17 protein-coding genes and 1 pseudogene are annotated in these 23,015 nt (G+C 66.2%); 12 read left to right on the top strand and 6 right to left on the bottom strand.

Annotated elements, in window-relative coordinates; genetic code table 11:
• The first annotated feature begins 335 nt into the window (after positions 1-335).
• The 3 genes from ACIF8S_RS12620 (at position 336) to ACIF8S_RS12610 (ending at position 4,776) form a co-directional block, all read left to right on the top strand.
• Positions 336-902 (top strand): hypothetical protein, encoded by a 567-nt coding sequence (locus ACIF8S_RS12620; protein WP_399999002.1) that lies wholly within the window; start codon positions 336-338, stop codon positions 900-902.
• Between the two features lie 45 nt (positions 903-947).
• The gene (locus tag ACIF8S_RS12615) at positions 948-3,614 is read left to right on the top strand and encodes a Helicase associated domain protein (protein WP_399999001.1); all 2,667 of its coding nucleotides are present in this window, start codon (positions 948-950) and stop codon (positions 3,612-3,614) included.
• A gap of 322 nt (positions 3,615-3,936) precedes the next feature.
• Positions 3,937-4,776: a hypothetical protein gene (locus ACIF8S_RS12610; protein WP_399999000.1), complete on the top strand. Its 840-nt coding sequence runs from the start codon at positions 3,937-3,939 to the stop codon at positions 4,774-4,776.
• A gap of 154 nt (positions 4,777-4,930) precedes the next feature.
• Here ACIF8S_RS12610 and ACIF8S_RS12605 read toward each other — a convergent pair.
• Together ACIF8S_RS12605 and ACIF8S_RS12600 are read right to left on the bottom strand one after the other, a co-directional pair.
• Positions 4,931-6,169: pseudogene (locus ACIF8S_RS12605) on the bottom strand (IS256 family transposase).
• Between the two features lie 192 nt (positions 6,170-6,361).
• Positions 6,362-6,721 (bottom strand): hypothetical protein, encoded by a 360-nt coding sequence (locus ACIF8S_RS12600; protein ID WP_399998999.1) that lies wholly within the window; start codon positions 6,719-6,721, stop codon positions 6,362-6,364.
• Positions 6,722-8,091: 1,370 nt separating this feature from the next.
• Here ACIF8S_RS12600 and ACIF8S_RS12595 point away from each other — a divergent pair.
• The 4 genes from ACIF8S_RS12595 to ACIF8S_RS12580 all read left to right on the top strand — a co-directional run bounded on the left by ACIF8S_RS12595 (position 8,092) and on the right by ACIF8S_RS12580 (position 12,748).
• Positions 8,092-8,910, top strand: a complete 819-nt coding sequence (locus tag ACIF8S_RS12595) for a PIN domain-containing protein (RefSeq protein WP_399998998.1) — start codon at positions 8,092-8,094, stop codon at positions 8,908-8,910.
• A 2,135-nt stretch (positions 8,911-11,045) separates the two neighbouring features.
• Positions 11,046-11,603: a hypothetical protein gene (locus ACIF8S_RS12590; RefSeq protein WP_399998997.1), complete on the top strand. Its 558-nt coding sequence runs from the start codon at positions 11,046-11,048 to the stop codon at positions 11,601-11,603.
• A gap of 164 nt (positions 11,604-11,767) precedes the next feature.
• Positions 11,768-11,926, top strand: coding sequence for a hypothetical protein (locus ACIF8S_RS12585; RefSeq protein ID WP_399998995.1), 159 nt, complete (start codon positions 11,768-11,770; stop codon positions 11,924-11,926).
• Between the two features lie 342 nt (positions 11,927-12,268).
• Entirely contained in the window at positions 12,269-12,748 is a 480-nt protein-coding gene (locus ACIF8S_RS12580; protein ID WP_399998994.1) for a diadenosine tetraphosphate hydrolase, read from the top strand.
• Positions 12,749-13,278: 530 nt separating this feature from the next.
• Here ACIF8S_RS12580 and istB read toward each other — a convergent pair.
• From istB to ACIF8S_RS12560, 4 genes are all read right to left on the bottom strand, one after another.
• On the bottom strand, positions 13,279-14,085 hold the full coding sequence (istB, locus tag ACIF8S_RS12575) for an IS21-like element helper ATPase IstB (RefSeq protein ID WP_399998993.1): 807 nt from the start codon (positions 14,083-14,085) through the stop codon (positions 13,279-13,281).
• Positions 14,082-15,092 (bottom strand): Mu transposase domain-containing protein, encoded by a 1,011-nt coding sequence (locus ACIF8S_RS12570; RefSeq protein ID WP_399998992.1) that lies wholly within the window; start codon positions 15,090-15,092, stop codon positions 14,082-14,084. Before ACIF8S_RS12570 ends, istB begins: the two co-directional genes overlap by 4 nt.
• A gap of 264 nt (positions 15,093-15,356) precedes the next feature.
• Positions 15,357-15,551, bottom strand: coding sequence for a peptidoglycan-binding domain-containing protein (locus ACIF8S_RS12565; protein ID WP_399998991.1), 195 nt, complete (start codon positions 15,549-15,551; stop codon positions 15,357-15,359).
• Positions 15,552-15,916: 365 nt separating this feature from the next.
• Entirely contained in the window at positions 15,917-16,231 is a 315-nt protein-coding gene (locus ACIF8S_RS12560) for a hypothetical protein (RefSeq protein WP_399998990.1), read from the bottom strand.
• Positions 16,232-16,463: 232 nt separating this feature from the next.
• Between ACIF8S_RS12560 and fxsT the strand changes: the two genes are divergently transcribed.
• The 5 genes from fxsT to ACIF8S_RS12535 all read left to right on the top strand — a co-directional run bounded on the left by fxsT (position 16,464) and on the right by ACIF8S_RS12535 (position 22,958).
• The gene (fxsT, locus tag ACIF8S_RS12555; RefSeq protein WP_399998989.1) at positions 16,464-19,433 is read left to right on the top strand and encodes an FxSxx-COOH system tetratricopeptide repeat protein; all 2,970 of its coding nucleotides are present in this window, start codon (positions 16,464-16,466) and stop codon (positions 19,431-19,433) included.
• A gap of 268 nt (positions 19,434-19,701) precedes the next feature.
• Positions 19,702-20,619 carry a RimK family alpha-L-glutamate ligase gene (locus ACIF8S_RS12550; protein WP_399998988.1) on the top strand — a complete coding sequence of 306 codons (918 nt, stop codon included), beginning with the start codon at positions 19,702-19,704 and terminating at the stop codon, positions 20,617-20,619.
• A 30-nt stretch (positions 20,620-20,649) separates the two neighbouring features.
• Positions 20,650-21,873, top strand: a complete 1,224-nt coding sequence (locus ACIF8S_RS12545; protein ID WP_399999037.1) for a cytochrome P450 — start codon at positions 20,650-20,652, stop codon at positions 21,871-21,873.
• Entirely contained in the window at positions 21,866-22,774 is a 909-nt protein-coding gene (locus ACIF8S_RS12540; RefSeq protein ID WP_399999036.1) for a DMT family transporter, read from the top strand. The genes ACIF8S_RS12545 and ACIF8S_RS12540 overlap by 8 nt, the downstream gene beginning before the upstream one ends.
• Complete coding sequence (locus ACIF8S_RS12535; RefSeq protein ID WP_399998987.1) at positions 22,719-22,958, top strand: helicase associated domain-containing protein; 240 nt, start codon at positions 22,719-22,721, stop codon at positions 22,956-22,958. Before ACIF8S_RS12540 ends, ACIF8S_RS12535 begins: the two co-directional genes overlap by 56 nt.
• Positions 22,959-23,015: the final 57 nt, after the last annotated feature.

Genomic DNA, 23,015 nt, shown 5'->3' with positions numbered 1-23,015 from the left:
GGCAGGATGCTGCGCATCCTGCTCACCCGCCTTGCTGCGCAAGGCGGGTGACGTCCCGTCCCCTGTACTCCCGGGGCTGCGCGGGGCGACCGGGTGGCTTTCGCTGCGCTCCAGTCACCCGGGGCGCTACGCGCCCCGGAGGCCGGCCCCGCTGCGCGGGGCGACCAACGGGCCTTCGGCCCGGGCGGCTGCGAAGGTCACCTCTGTGGGGGTGGGACTCCTGCACCCCGGTGAAGTTACTCGGTCGTGTTGACTGTAGTGTAATGGTTCTCAGTTGATGCACCATGTAGTGTTGGCAAAAATGAGAGATGCCCCGTGGAGAGCTTGGAGGGTTGATGGGTAACACACAGGCTTATCCAATCTATCACGCCTTTGATGTGGCGAGCATCGTTTCTGTGGCCTCTGCTCTCGTCCAGCGTGGAGAGGTTCATGAGGCTGGAACCGCATACCCCGCTCTTGATGCTGAGCTTCGCGACGTTGACGTTGCCTTGAAGGCTCGTGGCCTTTTCCCCGAGGCGCAGTTTTTCCATCGCTGTTCTGGCTTCTGGAGCACCGAACTGCCTGCTGATCCCGGGGTGTTGGCTGGATTGCTGCCCGTGGAACTCACCGCGGAGGAGGTCGGAGAGGACATTCTTTCCGAGGCTGTGGAGGTGTTGCGCCCTGCGGTGTGGGGCCAGCTGGCGTGGATGGGGCTCACCTGGCCGGCCATACCGGAGCTTGACCTGGGGCCTGAGTATGCACGTACGGGCGTTCAGGCCTGTTTCAACATCGATGCTAACCATGAACCGATGACAGGGCACACGGTCTATGTCCACGTCTATCCCGGCGACGAAGACAGGGCGCGGCATCTTGCGCGTCTGGTCGGGAAGGACATTATCGGCCCGCCTGAGCATGGTTGGTGAGGTTTTTCTTTTCGGGTTCGGTTGAGCGGTCCAGGCGGGAGAGGGATGAGCAGAATTCTTCGACTTCGAAAACATCAAGTGGATCAGAAGGAAAAATTCCGGAGGTGGGTTGGATTTCCTGCAAGGTCATCCGTGCCTTCGGAGGGGGCGCGGGGCACGATCGTGTCCGCGACCGGATCGGGGAAGACGATCACCGCCGCCGCGTGCGCGCTCGAGTCCTTCCGGGACGGGCGGATCCTCGTGACCGTGCCCACCCTGGACCTGCTCGCGCAGACCACCCAGGCGTGGCGCCTGGTGGGCCACCGGGCGCCGATGGTCGCGGTGTGCTCGCTGGAGAACGACCCGGTCCTGAATGAGCTGGGCGTGCGAACCACCACCAACCCGATCCAGCTCGCCCTGTGGACCGGGACCGGGCCGGTGGTCGTGTTCGCCACGTACGCCTCCCTGGTGGACCGCGAGGACATCGATGCACCCGAGGGCCAGCGGAAGGTTCGCGGGCCGCTGGAGGCCGCTCTGGCGGGCGGAGAGCGGCTGTACGGCCAGCGCATGGCGGGCTTCGACCTCGCGATCGTGGACGAGGCCCACGGCACCGCCGGTGATCTTGGTCGGCCGTGGGCGGCGATCCACGACAACGCCCGCATTCCCGCGGACTTCCGGCTCTACCTGACCGCGACCCCGCGCATCCTCGCCGCGCCCCGGCCGCAGATGGGCGCGGAGGGCCAGGAGGCGGAGATCGCGAGCATGGACGATGACCCGGAGGGCACGTACGGGGCGTGGCTCGCGGAGCTCGGACTCTCGGAGGCGATCGAGCGGGAGATCCTAGCCGGGTTCGAGATCGACGTGCTGGAGATCCGCGACCCCTCCCCCGTCGGGGAGTCCGAAGAGGCGCGGCGCGGTCGGCGCCTGGCGCTGCTGCAGACCGCGCTTTTGGAGCACACCGCGGCGTACAACCTGCGTACGGTCATGACGTTCCACCAGAAGGTGGAGGAGGCCGCGGCTTTCGCTGAGAAGCTGCCGGAGACGGCTGCCGAGCTGTACGCAGGCGACGCCTCGGACGAGGACCTGGCCAAGGCGGTGGAGCTCCCCGCGTCGTCGATCGACGCGAAGCTCTACGAACTGGAGGCCGGCCGCCACGTACCCCCGGACCGGGTGTGGTCGGCGTGGCTGTGCGGCGACCACCTCGTATCCGAGCGGCGTGAGGTCATCAGGCAGTTCGCCAACGGCATCGACGCCGCCGGACGCCGGGTCCACCGAGCCTTCCTCGCCAGCTGCCGCGTCCTCGGAGAAGGCGTCGACATTACCGGCGAACGGGGGGTTGAGGCCGTCTGCTTCGCCGACACCCGTGGCTCGCAGGTGGAGATCGTGCAGAACATCGGCCGCGCGCTCCGCCTCAACAAGGACGGCTCCCTCAAGGTCGCCAGGATCATCGTGCCCGTCTTCCTGGAGCCTGGCGAGGACCCGACCGACATGGTCGCCAGTGCCAGCTTCCGCCCCCTTGTAGCGGTCCTCCAGGGCCTGCGCTCGCATGACGAACGACTCGTCGAGCAACTCGCCTCCCGCGCCCTCACCAGCGGGAAGCGCAAGGTGCACGTCCGGCGTAACGAGGACGGGCGGATCATCGGGACCGGCGGCGAGGGCGACGGCGAGGAGGACGACGACACCCAGGCCGCTGCCGAAGCGGCGCTGCTCCACTTCTCCAGCCCGCGCGACGCGGCGACGATCGCGGCGTTCCTGCGCACCCGGGTCTACCGGCCGGAGTCGCTGGTGTGGCTGCAGGGCTACCAGGCCCTGCTGCGCTGGCGCAGGGAGAACGAGATCACCGGCGTCTACGCTGTTCCCTACGACGTTGAGGTCGAGGTCGGGGCGACGAAGGCGTTTCCGCTCGGACGATGGGTCCACCAGCAGCGCAAGGCGCTACGCGCCGGTGAACTCGATCCCCACCGCAAGACACTGCTGGACGCGCCCGACGCTGGGATGGTGTGGGAACCCGGCGAGGAAGCGTGGGAGAACAAGCTCGCCGCACTCCGGTCCTACCGGCGGGCCATGGGGCACCTTGCACCCCGCCAGGACGCCGTGTGGGGCGAGGGCGAAGCCGAGGGTCTGGTGCCGGTCGGCCAGCACATGGCCAACCTTCGTCGGAAGAGCGGGCTGGGCAAGGACCCGGAGCGGGCCGCCGTGCGCGCGCAGCAGCTGTCGGAGATCGATGGGGACTGGAACTGCCCCTGGCCGCTGAACTGGCAGCGCCACTACCGCCACCTCGCCGACCTCGCCGACGCCGACGGCCACCTGCCCGACATCGCACCCGGCGTACTCATGGACGGCGACGACATCGGCAAATGGCTCCAGCAGCAGAAGCAGCCGGCCATCTGGGCGCGGCTCCTGCCCGAGCAGCAGGAACGGCTGGCGAAGCTGGGCATCACGCCAGCTGACGCCCCGTCTCCCGCACCGGCCGCCAAGGGTGCGACGAAGGGGCAGGGCAAGGCGCAGCAGGCGTTCCAGCGCGGCCTTGCAGCGCTCGCGCAGTGGGTGGAGCGGGAAGGCGCCCACCGGCCGGTACCGAGGGGCCACAGCGAAGAGATCACGGTCGACGGCGAGACGGAGCCGGTGACCGTCAAGCTGGGCGTATGGGTATCCAACACCAAATCCAGGAGGGACCGGCTGGACGCCGACCAGCTCGCCGCGCTCGCGGAGCTGGGCATCGATTGGGCGTGACATGCCGCCCGGCCAGTCGTTGGGCTGCAAGGTCAGCGAAGGGTGAGGCCCCGGGGACGTGGCGCCCTGGGGCCTCCTGCCGTCGATCGGGAGGGTAGCGACCTTACTGTTCAGATCTGTCCATTCGCGCCATACGCGTTGGGAGGGTTTCCCCATGAACATCATTGAGAACGTTACGTCCGGCCTCTTCGTCGCACTGGCTGCCTGGGGCGCCCGCTGGGCCCGGCTCGAATGGCGCCGGCGTCGAATCGCTCGCGCTGGACGACGTAACCCCGCTGCCCGCTGATACGACAAATCCACACGAAAGAAGAGCAAGAGCCACATGGGAGTCATCGAACGGCCGGACCTGCCACCCGGTGCTCGCCGAGACCTCAACCAGGAGCTGCATACCCTGCATCGCCGGGCAGGGTTGCCCAGTGTCCGGGAGCTGGCCGGGGCGGTCGCTAAGAGCCCCACTGGCGTCCACAACGTGTTCCGCCTGGCCAAGGTGCCCGAACAGCGACTGACGATGGCCATCGTCAGCCAGTTGACGCTATGGGTCCGCCACTGGGGCATGGGCATCAGCCAAGCGACGGGCATCGAGAAGACACTCCGTCGGTTCGAACGTCTCTGGCTCCAGGCCAAGCACGAAGAGGAGGCACTCGTCGACCAGGGTGAGCCGCCGCGCATGTCCGACGCCATCCGAAGGCTCCTGTTCGCGCTCAGCCCGGAGTGCTCGATGTCCCACCCGACTCGGCAGTTTCCGCAGCCCCACGACATCGTCGCCTTGGAAGACCCCGCCGTGACGAAGACCCCGGCGTTCCTCCGTAAGACCGGCTTGCAGCCGGACTTCCCCAACCCGTGGCATCTGATCCATCTGTGCCGCGGTTGCCGGCGCCGCCGCGAAGCCGGTGAGCTCACCGCACCAGAACTCCGGGCGGCCCGCTTCGCTCTGGACCGGCGCCCGGGCGCGGCCCGGCACTACGCCGCGTACCTCGACCAGATGCTTCTGGGCGCCGAGGGAGTCGTCGACTTGAACGTGGCCGGGCGGGTCCTCGCGATCATCAAGGCCGATCCAGAGGTGGCAGCCACCCCGTACGCTCTCAACCATGGGGAGATTGTGGTCGACCGCATCCATGGTTCCTTGGAGTGGGGACACCATCCGTGCGAAGACGATCACTAGCACAGGCGGCCTCCCAGGAGGCTCGTTCCGGAAGGCCGCTGCTATGCGACGGCACCGCACTGGTGCTCAGGAGGATGAGCTGAGCATCGTGAAAAAGGGGGTCACGTCCGCTGGAGTGGTGTATCGACGGCCACTCGGCGATCTCGTCTTGAGGCTATGCGGTGAGTCCGGTGGGCAGGGCGGTATCGTCGTTTTCTGACTCGATCGGGTGGAGGCGGGCCTTGGCGAGGAGCTCGCGGCCCATGTAACGGCGGGCCTCGGTCCACTCGTCGTTCTGCTCGGCCAGGACCGCACCGACCAGACGGATGACGGCGGTGTGGTCGGGGAAGATGCCCACCACGTCGGTGCGGCGCCGGATCTCCTTGTTCAGCCGCTCCTGCGGATTGTTCGACCAGATCTGCCGCCGCATCTCCCGCGGGAAGGCGGTGAAGGCCAGCAGGTCGTGCCGGGCGGCGTCCAAGTGGGCCGCCGCCTTCGGGAACTTGGCCTCCAAAGCGTCCAGGACGTGGGTCATCTGTGCCTTCACCGCGTCGGTGTCGGGCTGTTCGAACACGGTCCGCAGCAGCGTGGCCATTCAGGGCTGGGCCGACTTCGGCACCTGGCTCAGCAAGTTCCTCGCGTAGTGGGTGCGACAGCGTTGCCAGGAGGCGCCGGGCAGCACCGCGCCGATCGCGTCCACCAGGCCGGCGTGGGCGTCGGAGACGACCAGCTGGACGCCGGACAGGCTGCGGGCGATCAGGGAACGCAGGAAGGCCAGCCAGCCCGCGCCGTCCTCGGCGGTGGCCACGTCCAGGCCGAGGATCTCGCGGTGGCCGTCGGCGTTGACACCGACCGCGATCAGCGCATGCACGTTGATGATGCGACCGCCCTCGCGGACCTTCTGCGTCAGCACGTCGACCCAGACGAACGAGTACGGGCCGGCGTCCAGAGGCCGGTTGCGGAAGGTGGCAACCTGCCCGTCCAGATGCTTGGCCATCGCGCTGACCTGGGACTTCGACAACTGGGTGACGCCGAGGGACTCGGCAAGCTTCTCCACTCTGCGGGTGGAGACGCCGACGAGGTAGGCGGTGGCGACCACCGAGATCAGGGCCTGCTCGGCCCGGCGTCGTCGTTCCAGCAGCCAGTGCGGGAAGTAACTGCCCTGCCGCAGCTTGGGAACGGCCAGCTCGACGGTCCCGGCGCGGGTGTCCCACTCCCGCGGGCGATAGCCGTTGCGGTGGTTGACGCGTTCGTCGCTGACCTGCCCGTATTCGGCGTTGCAGAGGGCATCGGCCTCGGCGGACATGAGGGCGCCGGCGAACGTTTTGATCATCGCGCGCAGCAGATCGGGACTCGCCGCGGCGAGGTTCTCCTCGGCGAGGGCATGCAGGGGCAGACTGTCGGGTGCGGTCATCGTGCTGGTCCCCTTCGAGCTTTCGACATCTCGAAGATCAGCCGGTGGCCGTTCTCATATCCGGGCCCTCATTCCGACGCCGGGCCCAACGCCCGGATCAGGTGGGAACCGGTACACCACTTCTCAGGACACAACCGAAAAGGGTCTCGAACCGGTTCGACGTCTCATCGTCGACCTGCCCGACTAGCGCTTTCAAAGGCGTGCCAGGACTCGCTGCAAATCGTCTCGGTCGAAAGCGTGGCCGGATGCCAGCAGAGTTCGGGTGTAGGTGTCCAGAGCAGAGATGAGATCTTCCGAGAATCCCGCTACTGCGGGCAGATCCCAGGCACCGGTGAGCAGGTCGTCGAGGCGGCTAGGGTCAGCCGGCAGGTGGACGTAGATCTCCCATGGCGGGACGCCTTTGAGTCTGGCCCGCTCGGAACGTGGGAACATCCGGTTTCCCGCTCGCTCCAGGGCCCGCAGCACTGCCAGTTCCGGTGCCGCTGTCATCTCCAGTGCTGTCGCCATCGCAGTCGGGTCCATTCGTTCGAGTAGTGCCTTGGCAGTGCTCACCTCAGACCACTGCCAACCTGCTTGATCTCGACCTGACGCTAGGCAGTGAGCCGGGGCGGACGAACGAGTTACGCCGGATTTTGACTCGATTGAGTGGGGGCAGGCCACGGCTGCCCTTGCCTTCGCCGTACTCGCACCCGTCTCCCCCGCCCAGGTCTGCAGTCCCGCTCACAAGATCCTCAGCACCGCTGCCCAGCGCGGATTCAACCCCGAACCACACATCCGCAGCCCCCGCCTCACCGACGACGAAGAGGCGGCCTCTTCGGCTTCCGCTTCAAAGCTGCAGGCAAGGCACAGCGCCTGACCAATCGCACGGGCGTGTCCGGCCACGCGGCTCACCCGGCGGCTGTGGCCAGCCTCCCGCCGAACCGGTCAGAAACCGTCCTCGTCGTCCCCTGGAACGTTGCCGAGACCAGCGAGTTCTTCCTCAACGAAGGACTCTCCCAGGTCAGGCAGCCTGAAGAGCGCCCCCAACCCGCTCGCGGCCTCCATGAATACGACGGCGCGGTCGGCAGGTCTGTACAGCGACGCCTTCCCCAGCAGCGCATCGCAGGCGCGGCACCGCCAAGGGCGTTGAAGGGTTCTCCACTGGGCCCGCCTGCATGCCGGGCAGGTCACGAAGTATGCGGACGGCCCGAGAGGGGTCGCCCAGCTCGCGTATCCGCCGCGGGGCCGGGTGCCCAGGCTCGTTCCACGGCGAGGGCTCCGAAGTCTTACCGATGATGACAAATTCGCCACCGGGCCACCGACAGCTGCAGGAGGCCTTGCACGCGCATGCACGCGTCTGCGCCAGCTCCTTCGTCTTCTCGAGGCGCGGGATACCGGGGCCTTTCACCTCGAGCCACGTGCCTATTTCAGGAAGCCAGAAGTCGGGGAGGTACAGCGTGCCGGAGGGCAGCGTGATCAGTTCGGGCTCGTACTGCCAGGCGATGCCTTTGCTGTCCAACGTGGCAGCCCAGTCGGCCTCGAGCCGAGACCGGAAGGTGACGCCGTGGTAGAGGGTCGGGACAGCGTCTATAGCCGGGATAGAGCTGTCGGGGTCGTCAATCAATGTGAGGCTCCAGTCCTGGCTCGGTAACCGGCGCCGACCGCCGGCAGAGGCCGCAAGGAGACCGTAGACGACGCGCAAGACCAGTTCGAGGGGCCACACCTGACAGACGGCAGCCCCGCCCACGCCGCGGGCCGACGGTCGCTGCTTGCGTCGCTGTGTCCGGAACAGCACCCACATATGCCTGCTGCGGGTGCAGCTTTCTGCACCCTGGCCCGTGTCCGAGACAGGCAGGGAGGGTGGTCACACGGCCTGGGTGAGTGCGGCCTGCAGGCTTTCGAAAGCCCGGACGAGAGGTGGCGTGCCCTGGCATGATCCGCGAATGATCGTCACTCCAATACCCGGTGCCAGGCTGGAGCTTGTTCCCCAGCTTCTGCGAGCTGCCCACACCAAGGCGTCGAACCTGAACAACCACAACACCCCAGAGGAGTATCTGCTGTCGTATCTGACGTGGGCGACTGAGCACGCACGGCTGTTCGAGGGGCAGGTACGGACGAAGGATGTAGAGGCGCTGTTCTTCACCCCGGTCTACTGGGCCCTGCTGAGCGGCGCTGGACATGTGGGCGGCCGACTGGCGCCGAAAGTCTCGAACCAGCTGATCGACCAGGAGGTCCGGCAGCGGATGGCCGCTCTGGATCGGGCGATCGAGTCAACGCTGGACACGATCCGCAGGTGGCGGGAGTCGGTTTCGACGCTGGTTCTCGACACCAGCTTCTTCATCGAGCATGAGGAGAAGCTGGAGGATGCTGACTTCTCGGCACTCGCTGGTCAGGCTGGAGGTGTTCGGCTCGCTGTTCCCATGACGGTGGTGGACGAGCTGGATCGTCTGAAGGAGGCCAGGACGTCGGCGCACGTTCGGTGGCGGGCAAGGTTGGGGCTGGCGGTGCTGGACCGGCTTCTGGATGCGGAGACCATGCTGGGGTTTGTAGAGGTCGAGGTTTTGCCCGATCCTCCGGGTCATGTGCGGCTGCCGGATGAGGACGACGAAATCGTCGACCGGGCCCTGGCGTTGAAGGCGGTGGCGGCCGGCCCGGTCAAGCTGGTGACGTACGACACCGGGATGGCCCTGCGGGCGAAAATGGCTGGGGTGCCGTGCACGAAGCTGCGGAGGGACCCGGGACCGGAACCCGAGAAGAAGTAGCTGGTGAACGGGCCAGGCCCCGTGCAGCTTCGGGTGCCAGGAGTCGCCCTTCCTGACGCCCGCGCACATGGACGACGGTCCGCTACGGCAATTTGGCTGTCCTCACCTTTACGCGGCCGCCGGACCCAACGAACACCACCCGGTTTCACCACCACGTTGTGAATCTCCCAGGCAGGAGCCGCGCAGTGAGGCGGGAGCGCAGCGGACGCCCGGTGTCCCTGCCGCGTGGCAGGCGGGCCAGAGACCTGCAAGAACACGCCCTACCTGATCAACCACCACTGCCACCGGCTCACTGACATGCAGTCAGCACATCGCACATAAGGGAAGTAACCCTCCTGAAGAACCCCCGGGGCCGGTGGGACACCGTGTAAGGCGTCTCCGCCACGAGGCCGGCCTCTACCTCGTGCGAGGTGCGGCAACCGCTGTTGGCGGAGCGTTCGTCGCTCGATCCTTTGGACGCAGGACCGCTTCTGATCCACGAGGGGCGTCGCCTCCAACCAGCTTCAGCAGGCGGGAGGCGACTACAGTTGCTGCCGCTTAGATCGACTAGCTTTCCGTGCGTGGGCGAGACACTTCTGTGGTCATGCCCCATCCGGTGAAAAAAGGAATGCTAGAGCAGGAATCATCGCAGCGAAACATGTGAAGAACGCTATGGTGCCGCACGTTGTTGCTTCTGCGGCACTGTCATTGGCTGCCCTACGGAGAAGAACCATGCCAAGCGAAACGCACAGTGAGATTAGTGCGGCCAGGACAATAGAGAGTGCTTCCAGCACAGGGACCTCTTGAAAGGAACGGGCTGCTGGGGTAGTGCGACGGGAGCCGAACACAACAGAGTCTCGGACACACCGCCGCTCCGGCTTGTTCAAGCCGGGCGTAGCAGTAAGTCCGCCTCTGAAAGATGACCTGTCGAGTTCGGGCTGCTTCAAACGCCCGGCCGCGTGTCGCGGCTTCACCCCAAGGGCCGCTTGGAACGGTTGCCCGTGCCATGGGCTTCTGCCCAGCGCCCCGCCTTATCTTGGGTCCTCCAGTCCTGCCGGCAAGGCCCCTCCACCGCCTCAACGTCCCCCCGGAGGTAGCGGCAGGACTCGGCAGCCTTCCTCCAGGCCCCTCACAGCGCGCAAGGGTCCTACCGATTCTAGCGGTTGAGGGCCCCTACGTATGCTGGGGTTAGGCCCCTGGTGCGCTCCTCAGGAATGTCACCCGCGAGGGCCTGGACCGCAAGTTCCGTACCTCGTGTAGCCGGGGCACCGAACAGGGCGTGCAGGGGCTCGAGTCAGTGCTCCGCGATAGCACTGACGCGGGGGTTGCTGCGCAGCATAGTGAAGGTGGCGGCGACTTCCGTAGGGCGAATGGCGCTCATGGTGCGGTAGACGTCTCCGGCATCCTTGGCGGACAGTCGCTCGGGTCTCCCGCGGTCGGCTTGCTCGATGCGCTCATGCAGCTTGTATGCCTTGGCGATGAGAAGTGCGGCTGGGCCTGCGACGTAGGTGTCGACCGTGCGGGTGTCTGCTGGGTCAAGGCTGGTTGATGGTCATGAGGGAGCGGTCGACGCCGGCGTGCAGCCGGGCGAGGCGCACTCCGCAAGTTCCGCCTGACTGCGGACGTCGTGGGCCTAAAAACCTCGAGCCGAGAGTTCTATCGCGCGAAGAACCGCGCGTCCTTTACGGCCGCCGTGATGGCGCCGGCGTCCATGCCCCACGCCCGGCGGCGTACGTCGTGGCGACCGATGCGAGCGGGGCAACCGGCTCGCGGGGCGTGGCGACGCGGTGGAAGAACGAAGCGATTGAGGCACCAGCGGCGGACAAAAACCCTTGACGGACCATTCGTCTCCTCAGCTAGGCCGGCCTCCGGCCGTACAGCGGCCGCGGCCCAGCTGACCGACCCGTGACCGGTATGGCGATGACGGCCCGAAGGTGCTCCGCATCTCTGTGACTTCAGCCGCCCTGTAGGCGTGCCGGGTCACGGGACCGTCACGCCGGAGCCAGGACGACCACGTGGTTAAGCACCGGTGCCGCAAACTCGACGCCAAACAGCGTCAGGGCCAGACCGGCGAGAACTACCAAGCCGCCCTTCGAGCGGTCCGCGGAACTCCGCAAGCTCACACGCCCAAGACCGCCACATCCTCATCCTCCCCCATGTCCGAGCACCCCGGTGCGCGCCTCCGTTACTGGTTGGCAGTGGCCCGGCAAATCGCCGAGACCGGCGACGCCGAAATGACCGTGCGCATCGTCAACACCCAGTTCGATTTGGGCTTCCCGGTGGGCCCGGATGTTGCGGCGACACTCCTCCTGCATGGAGAGGAGTTCGCCGCTACGAACGACCACCGACTACCTGGGCTGGTCCGCAGGTTGCTCCGGACCGGCAGCGACCCGGAGTGTCCGTTGTGGAGACACCAAATCCAGGGCTGGAGAATCCTCCTGGAAAGCGAGCTTACCCGCGAGCAGATCGACCAGGCCTCTGCCTGGGAGCCGGTCATGGAGGCCAATGCGGGGACGGAGGATCCTCGAGTGTACTTCATCCTGGACAACCTCAATGACGTGGAGCGCAAGACGGTCCTGGCCTGGTACACATCCGGAGCCGAGAGCTGGCGTGAGGCCGCCGTGGCCGCCGGCGCTTCCCGTGATCCCCGCTTCGCCGAACGGCTGCGTCGCAAGGTCCGCCGTCTGGCCAAGGACTGGGAGACCGCAGCATGAGCCTTCTCCGGGAAGCCCTGCCCGAGTTCATTGGAGCCTTGGGGGCCGCAATCGCCCTGTCCGGAGCGGCGTACTTCGCTCGCCGGACACACGGCCGTCGAAGCCTCCGGCATGCTGCCGGACCGCCCACACCCCACGTCCGCCGCTACACACTGCTCGGCACGGTGACCGCCGACGGCAGCCCGCTGCAATTCTCCAGCACCCGGCCAGCCGGCAGCACGGTCACCCGCGTCCGCGATGGGCGGGTGGACCGTTTCCAGTTGACCGACGTGCCTCTGCACGACGGCACCTTCGCCGCAGAGCCGACCCACTGGTACCTCTGACCAGCCGCCCGCTCCTTCCCGGAACGCCCCGACCTACAGGACATGGGCCGGGGCGCCCCTTCCTCCTAACCGCAGTCATGCACCCGATCTATCGACAGTTGGTCTACCACGCCGGCCATGATCTGCCACGGCAGGCCGACAGTGCGTGGGCCGATACCGTCAAGACCCTCCACGACCGTTTCCGCACCTCTAGCACCATGGGTGTACCCCGCAGCCGCATGTGATGGGGATCTTTGAAAACGGCCGAGGCCGCTCCTCTCCCCACTTGCTTGGTCTTTGAACTGTGTGAGGAGGGTGGGGATCGAAGAGCAGTCCTTGATCACCAGAATGTAGGTTCTGGCCATGACTGGTGACTGGCGGATGGACCGGATCGGGGCTGCGCTGAGGGGCGAGAACCCGACCGTGCTGCGGCGGCTGACGTCGGGGTTCGCGGTGATCGGGGACGTTCAGTTCCTGCCGGGCTACTCGGTTCTGCTCGTGGACGAGCCGGATGTGCAGAGGCTGTCGGACCTGCCGGGGGCGAAGCGGCTGTCGTTCCTGTCTGACATGGACCAGCTCGGTGAAGCGGTCGAGCGTGCCTGTCGGCGGCTGGACCCGGCCTTCCGCCGGATCAATCTGGAGATCCTTGGGAACGCGGACCCGTTCTTGCATGCGCATGTCTGGCCGCGGTTCGAGTGGGAGCCGGCCGATGTGGTGGGCAAGCCGGTGTGGCTCTATCCGCGTGAACGGTGGAGTGATGAGCAGTTCAGGCTCGGTCCGCAGCATGACGCGCTGCGGGATGCGATCGGCAGCGAACTGGACCAGCTGCGCTCGGGGACCTGAGTGTTGCGGGCCCGGTGATCGGTGGCGGTCAGCCGATGCTCACTGGAGGCGTCTGAGTGGGGCGATGTCGGTGACGCGGTTGGTGATCGTGGGGCGGCGGGCGGCTTCCTGGGTGGCGAGCAGGGCGACGATCGTGACGGGCTGGTCGCAGTGCGGGCAGTTCCGGATGGCGGTCGGTGCCAGGGGGTCGATGGTCCCGGGGGCTGTCGGCTGCGGAGAGGGCGGAAGGGTTCGGGGGTGTTCGCCGAGGCGTCGTGCCCGTTCTTCGTCGCGGGTCCGGTTGCGTTGTCTTTCCGACTCGCGACGGCATTCGGGCGAGCAATGGATCTGGCGGAGTCGGGGGTTGGCGGTGAAGTGCCATCGCAGACCGGGCATGTGTGGGCGACCAGGCCGGCTGGAGCGCGCCGGTGGGCGGCGCTCTCGCAGCGGGGAGAGCAGTAGATCTGTCTCGGGCTCGGCGCGAACTCGCCTGCGCAGACTGGGCGGTTGATCGATTTGGGGGGGTGAGCTGGTCGTTGTTGTGGGTGGGGTCAGGAGACACGTGCGTTGACTCCCTTGCGCATGGCGTCGGCCTGGTTCTGGTGGCCGCGAAGTCGGTAGGAGGGTCCGTCGATGCCAGCGACGGCAGCCCGGTGCAGGAGCCGGTCGAGCATGGCGGCGGCGGTGGCGTCGCCGAAGGCTCCGGCCCAGTCGGCGATCCCGACGTTGGTCGTCAGGATCGTGCTGGACTTGAGATACCTCTGGTTGATCACCTGGAACAGGGCCGAGGCGCCGTCCTCGGGCAGCGGCAGATAACCGAGCTCATCGGTGATCAAAAGTTTCGGACCTGCGAAGAAGCGCATGCAGGTCTTCCGGCGGCCTTCGAGGGCGGCCTTGTGGCACTTGGCTGAGAGTTCGGCGGCGGTGGTGAAGTAGACGCGGTGGCCGGCGTCGACGGCCGCTCGTCCGAGGGCGACGGACAGCATGGTCTTGCCTACTCCGGGAGGGCCGACGAACAGCACGTTGGAGGCGTCGTCGAGGAAGCGCAAGGTGGCCAGGTCGCGGATCAGCTTCTCGTCGACGCCGGGCTGGGCGGCGAAGTCGAAGTCGGCCAGGGTCCAGGGCTCGGGCAGGCAGGCGAACCGTTCCCGGGCGGCGAGTTTGCGGGCTTCGGTGGCTTCGACCTCGATCTCCAGGAGCCGTTCCAGGGCTGCGGTCAGTGACATCCGCTCGGTGCGGGCCTGGTCCAGGACCCTGTTGAACGCCTCGGCGGCGTCGTTGAGTTTGAGGTAGGACAGGTGGCCTCTGAGCTGTTGGAATCGGCGGGCTTCGCTCACCTGCATCGGTGACGTACTCACTCCGGACTCTCCTCCTGCTTCGATGAGGGAACGCTCCGCAGCCGGTCGGCCACGGCGGCATAGTGGTTCAGGTCGATCACGACCCGTTCGGCTGAACTGCCTGCGGCCGGCCCTTCGCGCAGGCGCTCGGCTTCGGCCAGGGCTGCGGCTGACGGCGGTTTGCGGACCTTGGTCTTGCACGGAGCCCGGTCGGAGAACGAGGACAGCACCGCCCTCTCCAGGGCGATGACGTGTCCGTCGTCCCGGACGGTCTGCCCGGCGCCTCGTGGGGCCCAGCGGTGGCGGGCAACGACGGCCCGGCCGGTGGTGACGATCCGCAGCTCGTCGTCGCCGAGCCGGTGCAGGATCTTGACCGTGACGCCGGGCAGGCCGGGCGGGACGGAGTACAAGTTGCCGTCGAAGGCGACCAGGCTCTGCGGGCTGACGGTCCGCTCGACCTCCAACTCGGCCGGGAAGGGTTTCACCGGGATGTCGAGCAGGGGCTCGGCCGAAGCGAGTTCGCCGACGGTGGTGACCGCTCCGTCGATCCGCCGAAGCCGGTCGTCCATCCGGAGCGAGAGCTTGTCGACGCCGGACTGGGCCTGCACGACCGTGAGGCCGTCGGGAACTGTGCGCCACCAGCGTTGAGCTGCCGAGTGGTTGGCCTTCTCCACCACTCCCTTGCGGTTGCCGCGGCGGGGCGGGCAGATGTCCACCCCGACCCCGTAGTACTTGGCAACGGCGGCGAACGCCGCGGTGACCTGGCCGGTGGAGGGGTAGCAGACGGTGGCCATCCGGTCCAAGCGCCACCGGCGGGCGGTTCCGCCCAGCTTGCGCACGACATCGTCCAGGGCCTGGACCAGATGGGGGAAGTCCTCCGACTCCGCCAGCACCGCCCTCCACCGGCCCGAGTGCGCGAGGGCTCCGACCAGCAGATGCGCGTGCTCACCCACCCCCCATCCGTCGGGAGGATCGGGCAGTTCCAGCCGGTCGAACTGAATTTCCTCGCCCGGCGGGTGCGCGATCACCGCGACGTTTAGGCCCGGATCGTCTTGCGGTCCCGGCCCAGATGCCCGGCGATCGCCGAGATCGTCCATCCCTGCCGACGCAGTGCATGAGCATCCACGTCTTTTTCCCGCGTAAGCATCCAGGCCCCCGAGCAGGCCGAACTTGCGCACGCAGGCTTTCCGGATCAACTGCCAGATACGACGACACACCGGGCAAGATCACACGATGGGTGGGGAGATCAACAGAGCAGGTTTGCCCCACCGATTAGCAGCAAGTGGGGAGATTCAAGAAGCGCCATCAAACCCCCGTATCCCTCGCTCCGAGCACAGCCAGAACCGCATCCGCGACCCCACGATCCCGTCCACCTTGATCTTCACCCGTTTCTGAGCCCTCACCTTCGACTCCGCGGCCGCGCCGAAGTGGCCGTCCACCTTGGCCCCGTAGCCGTGGTAGTTCAGCAGGGCCCGAATCTCCTTCACCTTCGCCCCCCGCGCCCCCCACGGTCGCTGCAGGTGTCCCCGTTGCGATGGCCGCAGTACACCCCGTCCACAGTGCCGAGTCGGCCAGCCGTCGCGGCCAGACGGACCGGTCGTTCCTCGATCGCCTGGCGGCCGTCACGGGTAGCACCGGGCCAAACTCCACGACGGCCGCAAGACGGTCAAACGCTGCCGAGTCGATCAAGGAACATCAAGCCCGCCGAGGGTACGTGCCAAGTGAAGAGAGCTCGACGCCGAAATCGAACCAGCCTCTGAAGATCAACTCACTCCGCAATCATTGCGGGAAACCGTCAGCGAGGCTCCTTGCCCGCTACGAGTGGTGGCACGCGACGTCCCGTCGAAGCCCTTCATTTCTCGTCTGTCGCGTCCGGTTTGCCCCTGTGCAAGGCTTCTTCGGTCGACAGTTCCTCGGCCTGCCCGTTGGAGGACCTACGCAAGACAGACAGCATCTTTACAACGGCTGCTGCGAACGCGAGTCCGAAACTGCTTGCGTCCACGGTGGAGGCCCCCAGAAAGCTCATCGCAAGGCCCGCGCCTGTTCCGCTGAGGGCGCCGGCCACCACCTGATTGCCGTGCGACGCGGAAAATGCGGACATGGCCACGGATCGCCCGAGGGACAGGGCCTTCCCGGCCCGGATGCGGAGCCTGAGAGTCCTGATCACCGATTCCTCCTCGCAAGGCCGCCGGAGCTCTTGACTTCCCATCAGAGCAGCCCGGTGGGGTGTCCCACCATCAGCCATGCCAAAGCCAGATGAAACCCGGTTCAGGAAGAACCTGCATGGGACGAAGTTCCGCCAAGTTGGGACAAGTCGTGTCCCAACTTGGCTTGGGACACTTAAGCTGTGGACGTTCCGGGACACTGTCGGACAGTGGACCTGTGAAGTCGGGGGAGTTATGTACCAGGGCTCAGAGGGCCGTATTGATCCTTCTCAGGCGAGCAACAAAGAGGATCTCGCACGCTTCATGCGCATGATCCGCGCCCAAGCGGACAGTCCTTCGTATCGCGACCTCGAGAAATCCGCCGCCGCCCAGGGGAAGGGACGGTCCCTTCCACGCACCACCCTGGGCGAGGTGTTGCGAGGCAGGAAATTTCCGAGCAAGGCGTTTCTGCTTACCTTCGTCGAACTCTGCGGAGCGGAGCCGGGCGAGGTACAGGTGTGGGAGACCACCTGGAACCGGCTGGCCGTTCAGTACAAAGTGAGCGAACCCGCGACCAGATCGGACGAGTCGCACGCACAGCAACTCGCGCGCGCCCGGCAGCGCACGGCCGAACTGGAGGAACAGTGCGAGCAACTACTCGCGTTGGTGCGACGGCAGAGCCAGGCGGTGGAACGGGCCGCCCACATCTTGACGGTCGTTGGCGCGGCACTGCAGAAGCAAGGACACTGGGCCGAGGCTGAGGCCGTCTTCGACGCGCTGACGGACCTCCAACAGGAGCCCGAACCTCTCAACGCTCAGCCGTCCGTCCAAGTCGAAAGCGGACTTGCCGAGGTGATGGCTGACTCGCAGGCGCGCTCCGCGGACCAAGAGCTTGCGGCGAAAATGTGGGCAAGCGACGATGCGATAGCCTCGCGAGTTGACCATCGTGACACCTTGGCAGCCCAACAGCCCCACATGTCTCCGCGGGCCACGGCGTCGGCTCTGCCGGGGGCCGACGAGCCACAGGTAGCAGCGGTTGCCGGGCCCGTCGCCCCGATACGGCCCGAGGCGTTCGAGGAACAGCCCCCGCGGCCGCCCTTCGGGGAGCGAGTGGCGGGTGGTCTGCCGGCCATCTGGAACCTGGAACCGCGCAATCCGGAGTTCATCGGTCGGGATTTGATCCTCCATGAACTATTCCAGCGCTTCGACCGGGGTGGCGCATCAGTGGTTCAGGCACTGCGCGGGCCTGGAGGGGTCGGCAAGACTCAGATCGCCGTCGAGTACGCACACCGTCACGCGGACAACTATGACCTCGTGTGGTGGCTCGCCGCCGAGGACTCGTCACTGGTCGGTGAACAACTCGCGGCACTCGCCGTGGAACTCAGGCTGGTCGAGAAAAGCACCGACACTGCCACGGCGGCAGCGGTGGTGAAGTCGCATCTACGTGGTCGAGACCGCTGGCTGCTCATCTTCGACAACACCGAGGAGCGAACCAGCGTGTCCCAATGGCTGCCCGGCGGTCCGGGCCATGTGCTGATCACCTCCCGCGCCGGCGGCTGGGAGCGCGTGGCCACGACGGTGCCTGTGGATGTGATGGGTGAATCCGAGTCGGTGGACCTGTTGAGGACACACTGCCCGGAGTTGCGGCAGGACGAGGCCGAGGCCCTCGCGGAGGAACTGGATTACCTCCCCCTGGCTCTCTGCCAGGCCGGTGGCTTCCTGGCGGAGACGGCCACCGAGGTCGGCGATTACCTGAATCTACTCAATACCCATCCCGCCGCGCTGCTCAACGAGGGTGAGGCGGGCGATTACCCAAGGTCCCTCGCAGCGGTGATCGGTCTAAGTCTTGACCAGCTCACCCGCGCCGACCCCGTCGGGCTGGCAACCGTCCACGTGTGCGCGCTACTCGCCGCCGAGTCCATTCCGGTGCGCTGGCTCATGGCAGTGGACGACATCACGGCGGACGACGACGGAGTTCTAGCCGCCCTGGCCCATGTCTCCGGCGACGGGATGGCCTTACGTCGCGCCATCGCCACGGCTGTCCGCTTCGGTCTGGCCAAGAGCAACCGTGGCGGTGTACGTCTGCACCGGCTTGTGCAGGGTGTGGTCCGTGACCTGCTCTCCCCCACGGCCCGGGAACGCGTACGCAGGCATGCGCGCGCCCTACTCGTCGCCAACTCCCCGGGCGACCCCGAGGATCCGGCGAGCTGGCCGGAATGGGCGCGTATCGTCCCGCATCTGCTCGCCGTGGAGCCGACTACTCCCACGGACCTGCACCTGCGCGCCCTGGCCTGCAACACGGCATGGTATTTGATCGAGCGTGGCGACGCCGATGCCGGTGCAAGACTGGCTCAGTCCCTCCGCGACTCGTGGCGGCGTGATTTGGGACCTGACGACGTCCACGTCCTGTGGGCGACCCGCTGTATGGCCCGCGCTCTCCGCGAACAGGGCCGCTATGAAGAAGCCCGGTCCCTGTACGACGACGCCCTACCGCGCTACCACCGCGTTATGGGCAAGGAGCACACCGACAGCCTGCGCCTCGCCCACGGCTCCGCCATCAACCTCCGGCTGCTCGGGCGGTATGAGGCCGCACGCGCCCTACAGGAGGAGACACTAAACACATACCGCAGTGTTCTGGGCGAGGACCACCCACACACTTTGCACTCCGCCAACCACCTCGCGGTCGACCTGGGGGCCATGGGGCACCACGACGAGGCCAGGCGCCTTCACGAGGACACCTTGGCCCGCTACCGGCGTGTCCTGGGCGACGATCATCCCGACACCCTGCGCTCGGCGAACCATCTCGCCGCCGACCTGTTAGCGCTCGGCCAGTACGCGGAGGCGCGGGTCCTTGACGAGGACACTCTGGAGCGCTGCCGGCACGCTTTCGGAGAAGAGCACCCGTACACGCTTCGGGCCGCCACCTCTTACGCGACCGTTCAGCGCAATCTTGGCCATCTTCAGGAAGCCCTCCGGTTGCAGGAAGCCACCCTGGCACGGTCCCACCAGATCCTCGGCACAGATCATCCACAGAGTCTGCGTGCGGCACAGGCTCTGTCCGAGATTCTGCACCACCTGCACAGGCTCGACCGTGCCGAGCAGCTACAGGAGGAAACCGTGCATCGCTACCGGCGCATGCTTGGCGATCAACATCCCGAAACACGACAGGCGAATGATCTTTTGCAGAGGATCAATCAGCGTCGCCTACAGGAACGAGAAGAGTAACGACACAGCAAGATGAGAGTCGGCAATATTTTGCCACATCCGGCCTCCTGCATGGCCACCGCCGATCCCGGCAACTAGGCTTGACAAGACGTCAACTTTCGATCAACCCGGGCGGGTGAACCAGGAAGGCATGCCGGAACCGAAGATTCCCGATGCGTCGGGCTGACTACATGTAACACAAGAGGGGGCGGGTACCGACGGATTCGAGGAAGTTCCATTCTCGATGTACCGTGCTCTCGCAACGTCGCCCCGAGTGAGGAATTGGGCCATGCCAGAAGTCAGAATCGCGTTGGTCACCACCCAGCCGCGTCCAGAGATCAACATGGATCGCGACATGCCCATGCTTCTGGCATCCTTGAACAAGGAAGGAGCCGAGGCCAGTTCCGTTAATTGGGATAACGAGGAGGTCGAGTGGGAGGCATTCGATCTCGTGGTGCTCCGATCGACCTGGGACTACACTTGGAGGTCAGTGGACTTCCTTGACTGGGTGGACAGCTGCAGTCATGTGACCAACCTGAGGAATCCTCCCTCGGTCGTACGGTGGAGCTCCGACAAGCATTACCTGGCACGGCTCGCGGACGCTGGTGTGCCGGTAGTCGCGACGACCTACGCCGCACCGAACACAGAGCCCGCCCTTCCGTCTCAGCATGCGTTCGTGGTGAAGCCCGCGGTCGGCGCCGGCGCCCGCTACGCGGCGCGCTATCAGCCGTCCGACCAGGCCACGGCACTGAGCCACATCCATCGCATGCACAGCGAGGGCCTCACTGCCATGGTGCAGCCCTATATGTCCCGAATCGACTCCAGCGGCGAACGCGCCCTGGTCTTCTTTGACGGTAAGTTTCTCCACGCTATCCGGAAGAACGCAGTACTGGCGCCCGGTGTCCCGTACGACCAGCGCAAGGTGGCCCACCCCGGCCTCGAACCCTGGGTCCCCACACAGAGCGAACTGGATGTGGCCAGGAGCGCACTAGCGGTGGTACCGGACGCGCAGGACTTGTTCTACGCGCGAGTAGACCTCGTAGACGACGACGCAGGTCGCCCCACGGTGATGGAACTGGAACTGGTCGAGCCGAATCTCTTCCTCGCCGTGCAACCCGATTCGCTTCCCGTCGTTTCTCGGGCCATCGTCGAAAAAGCACGTCAAGTACGGCGCACGAGGAAGCATCAGGTGGTTGAGCCCATCTAGAGGCTCTGCGCCCAGGAGGGCTGAGTGATCATGGTCGACGAACCGTCAGGTGAACCTACGCTCCCCTACGCGTGTCCGTGGGGCACGGGTGAACCCTCTCAGTTCTCCGAACTGCGCTCCGGAACAGGCATCGACAAGCTACCCACGTCCACAGGCGACAGCGCTTGGCTGGTTACCAACTACGACGGTGTCAGAGCCATGTGCAACGACCTGCGCGTGGGCAAGTCCCACGTCGATCCGCCGCATGCGCCGCGCCTGTGGGACGCCGCCCTCATGGAACCGCAGAGCGGACATGCGGACGAGTTCACCGACCACACCCGGTGGCGGCACGCCCTTTCCCGCCCGTTCAGTAGCCGCCGTCTGTCCCAACTGCGACCCCGTCTGGAGATCCTGCTTCAGGACATCGTCACCGACCGCCTGGCTGACGGACCTCCGGTGGACGTCTGCGCAGGGATTGCCCAGCCGTTCGCTGCCACGGTCATCTGTGACCTGCTCGGGATACCGCAGGAACTCCGGCCCGCTCTAGTGCAGTGGTCCGACGCGGCGCGCACCTACGGGATGACAGAGGCAGCGACGGCCCGTCGCGACGTCCTCCTGCGAGAGATCGACGCGGTACTCAAGAAGATCCGGGATCAGCCCGACGGCCCACTCAGGGACAGCGGGCTGCTCTCCGACTTCGCCCTGACTCCTCCCGACTCCGTGCAGTTGCAGGACGACAAACTCGCGAGGGCCATCCTCGACATCTTCTTGGCCGGCTACGACACAGTTGCCACACGCATGTCCTACGGCACCGCATTCCTGCTCGACCATCCCGAGCAACTGGCGGAACTGCGCGACGATCCTTCGTTGCTGGACGGAGCAGTGGAGGAAATATTCCGCCTGGCCGTGCCGGGCGGCGGTTACATATGTCGCTACGCCCACTCCGACATGCCGTTGCCCGACGCGCCGATCAAGGCTGGGGATCTGATCGTGCTCTCCTTCCAGTCGGCCAACCGGGACGAGCAGGTGTTCATCGACGCGACACGCTTTGACGTCCGCCGTCGACCCAACCCCCACATAGCCTTCGGACACGGCACGTTCTACTGTTTGGGTGCGGCGCTTGCCCGCCTGGAACTCTCCGTCTACCTTGCAGGCCTCAGCCGTTTTCCCGCACTCAGGAGGGCACATCCCACATATGAGCACGACCTGGCCCACGACAAGGTGACCGGAGGACTCAGGCAACTCCTGATCGCCTGGGACACCCCTTCTGCCTAGAAGCACCGACGTAGCAAGACACGTCCTCGCAGCCGAGTTCCTCCTCCTCTCCCTGGCCTGGGGCACTGCCTTCGCCCTCATTTCTGTGGCTCTTGCTGACTTCACCCCGTTCCAGGTCGTCTGGTGCCGTCTCGTACTCGGAGCGGCGGCCTTGGTGTCGTACGCCCTGGTTAGACGTCAACCGGTCGTCGTCGCGCCGCACTTGCTGGGGCACATCGGGGTGCTCGCCATGCTGATGTGCGTAATTCCGTTCTCCCTGTACGCTCACGCAGAACTGCGCGTCCCTTCCCACATGGCGATCATTCTCAATGCCACCACCCCGCTCGTCACCACCGTATTCGTATACGCAACGAAAGGCGGGGCGGACGGCGCACGCCCAAAGTTCCCGGCGCTGGCCACCAGCTTCTGCGGTGTAGTAGTCATCGCCGCCCCCTGGAGACTGAACACGTCGTTCCAAGACTGGTCCGCGGTCGCACAATGTCTGGCAGCCGTATGCTGCTATGCAGGCGGGTTCACCTATCTCCACTGGTGTACGGCCCTGCGCGGCGCTGATATCGGTTCGATTTCGACTTCCCTGGTGGTGGCGGGAGCAGCCGTCATGCTGCTCTTCACCCCATTGGTCGCTCGCTCCTTCCCTCAGGCCGGCACCGCGGCCTGGGCGAGCGTGGTCATCCTGGGCACCGTAGGCACGGGCTTTGCCTACCTCTGGAATACACGTCTGATCCTGGCCTGGGGGGCCGCCCGCGCCTCCTCCGTCACCTATGTCATGCCGTGCGTCGGCATGGTGTTCGGGTCCCTTTTTCTCGCGGAGACGATCACTTGGAACGGTATCGCGGGTACCGCACTTGTCACCCTCGGCTGGCTCATGTCACGCCCTGCCCGGGGCCAAGCAGTTCTTTGAGCCCGAGGGTCACCTGCGGGGGCCGAGGAAACATCTCGAGCGGATCGTCCACGAGGATGGAGACGGTGCGCAGGCGCGGGAGTTGAAGCTGGGTGTCTGGGCCGGGAACCAGCGGAGCCGGGCCGCGACGCTGTCTCCGGAGCGGGTGGAGCGGCTTTCCGCCATCGGTATGCGGTGGGCTTGAAGGTGAGTGTGGCGGGTGGTCTTGGTGGTGTGCCGCGCCGACAAGCAGCGTGGGACC

Source organism: Streptomyces sp. NPDC085937 (assembly GCF_044540535.1).
Classification (GTDB): domain Bacteria; phylum Actinomycetota; class Actinomycetes; order Streptomycetales; family Streptomycetaceae; genus Streptomyces.
The sequence above is the reverse complement of the archived record's forward strand: the minus strand, read 5'-3'. Positions and strand labels throughout refer to the sequence as shown.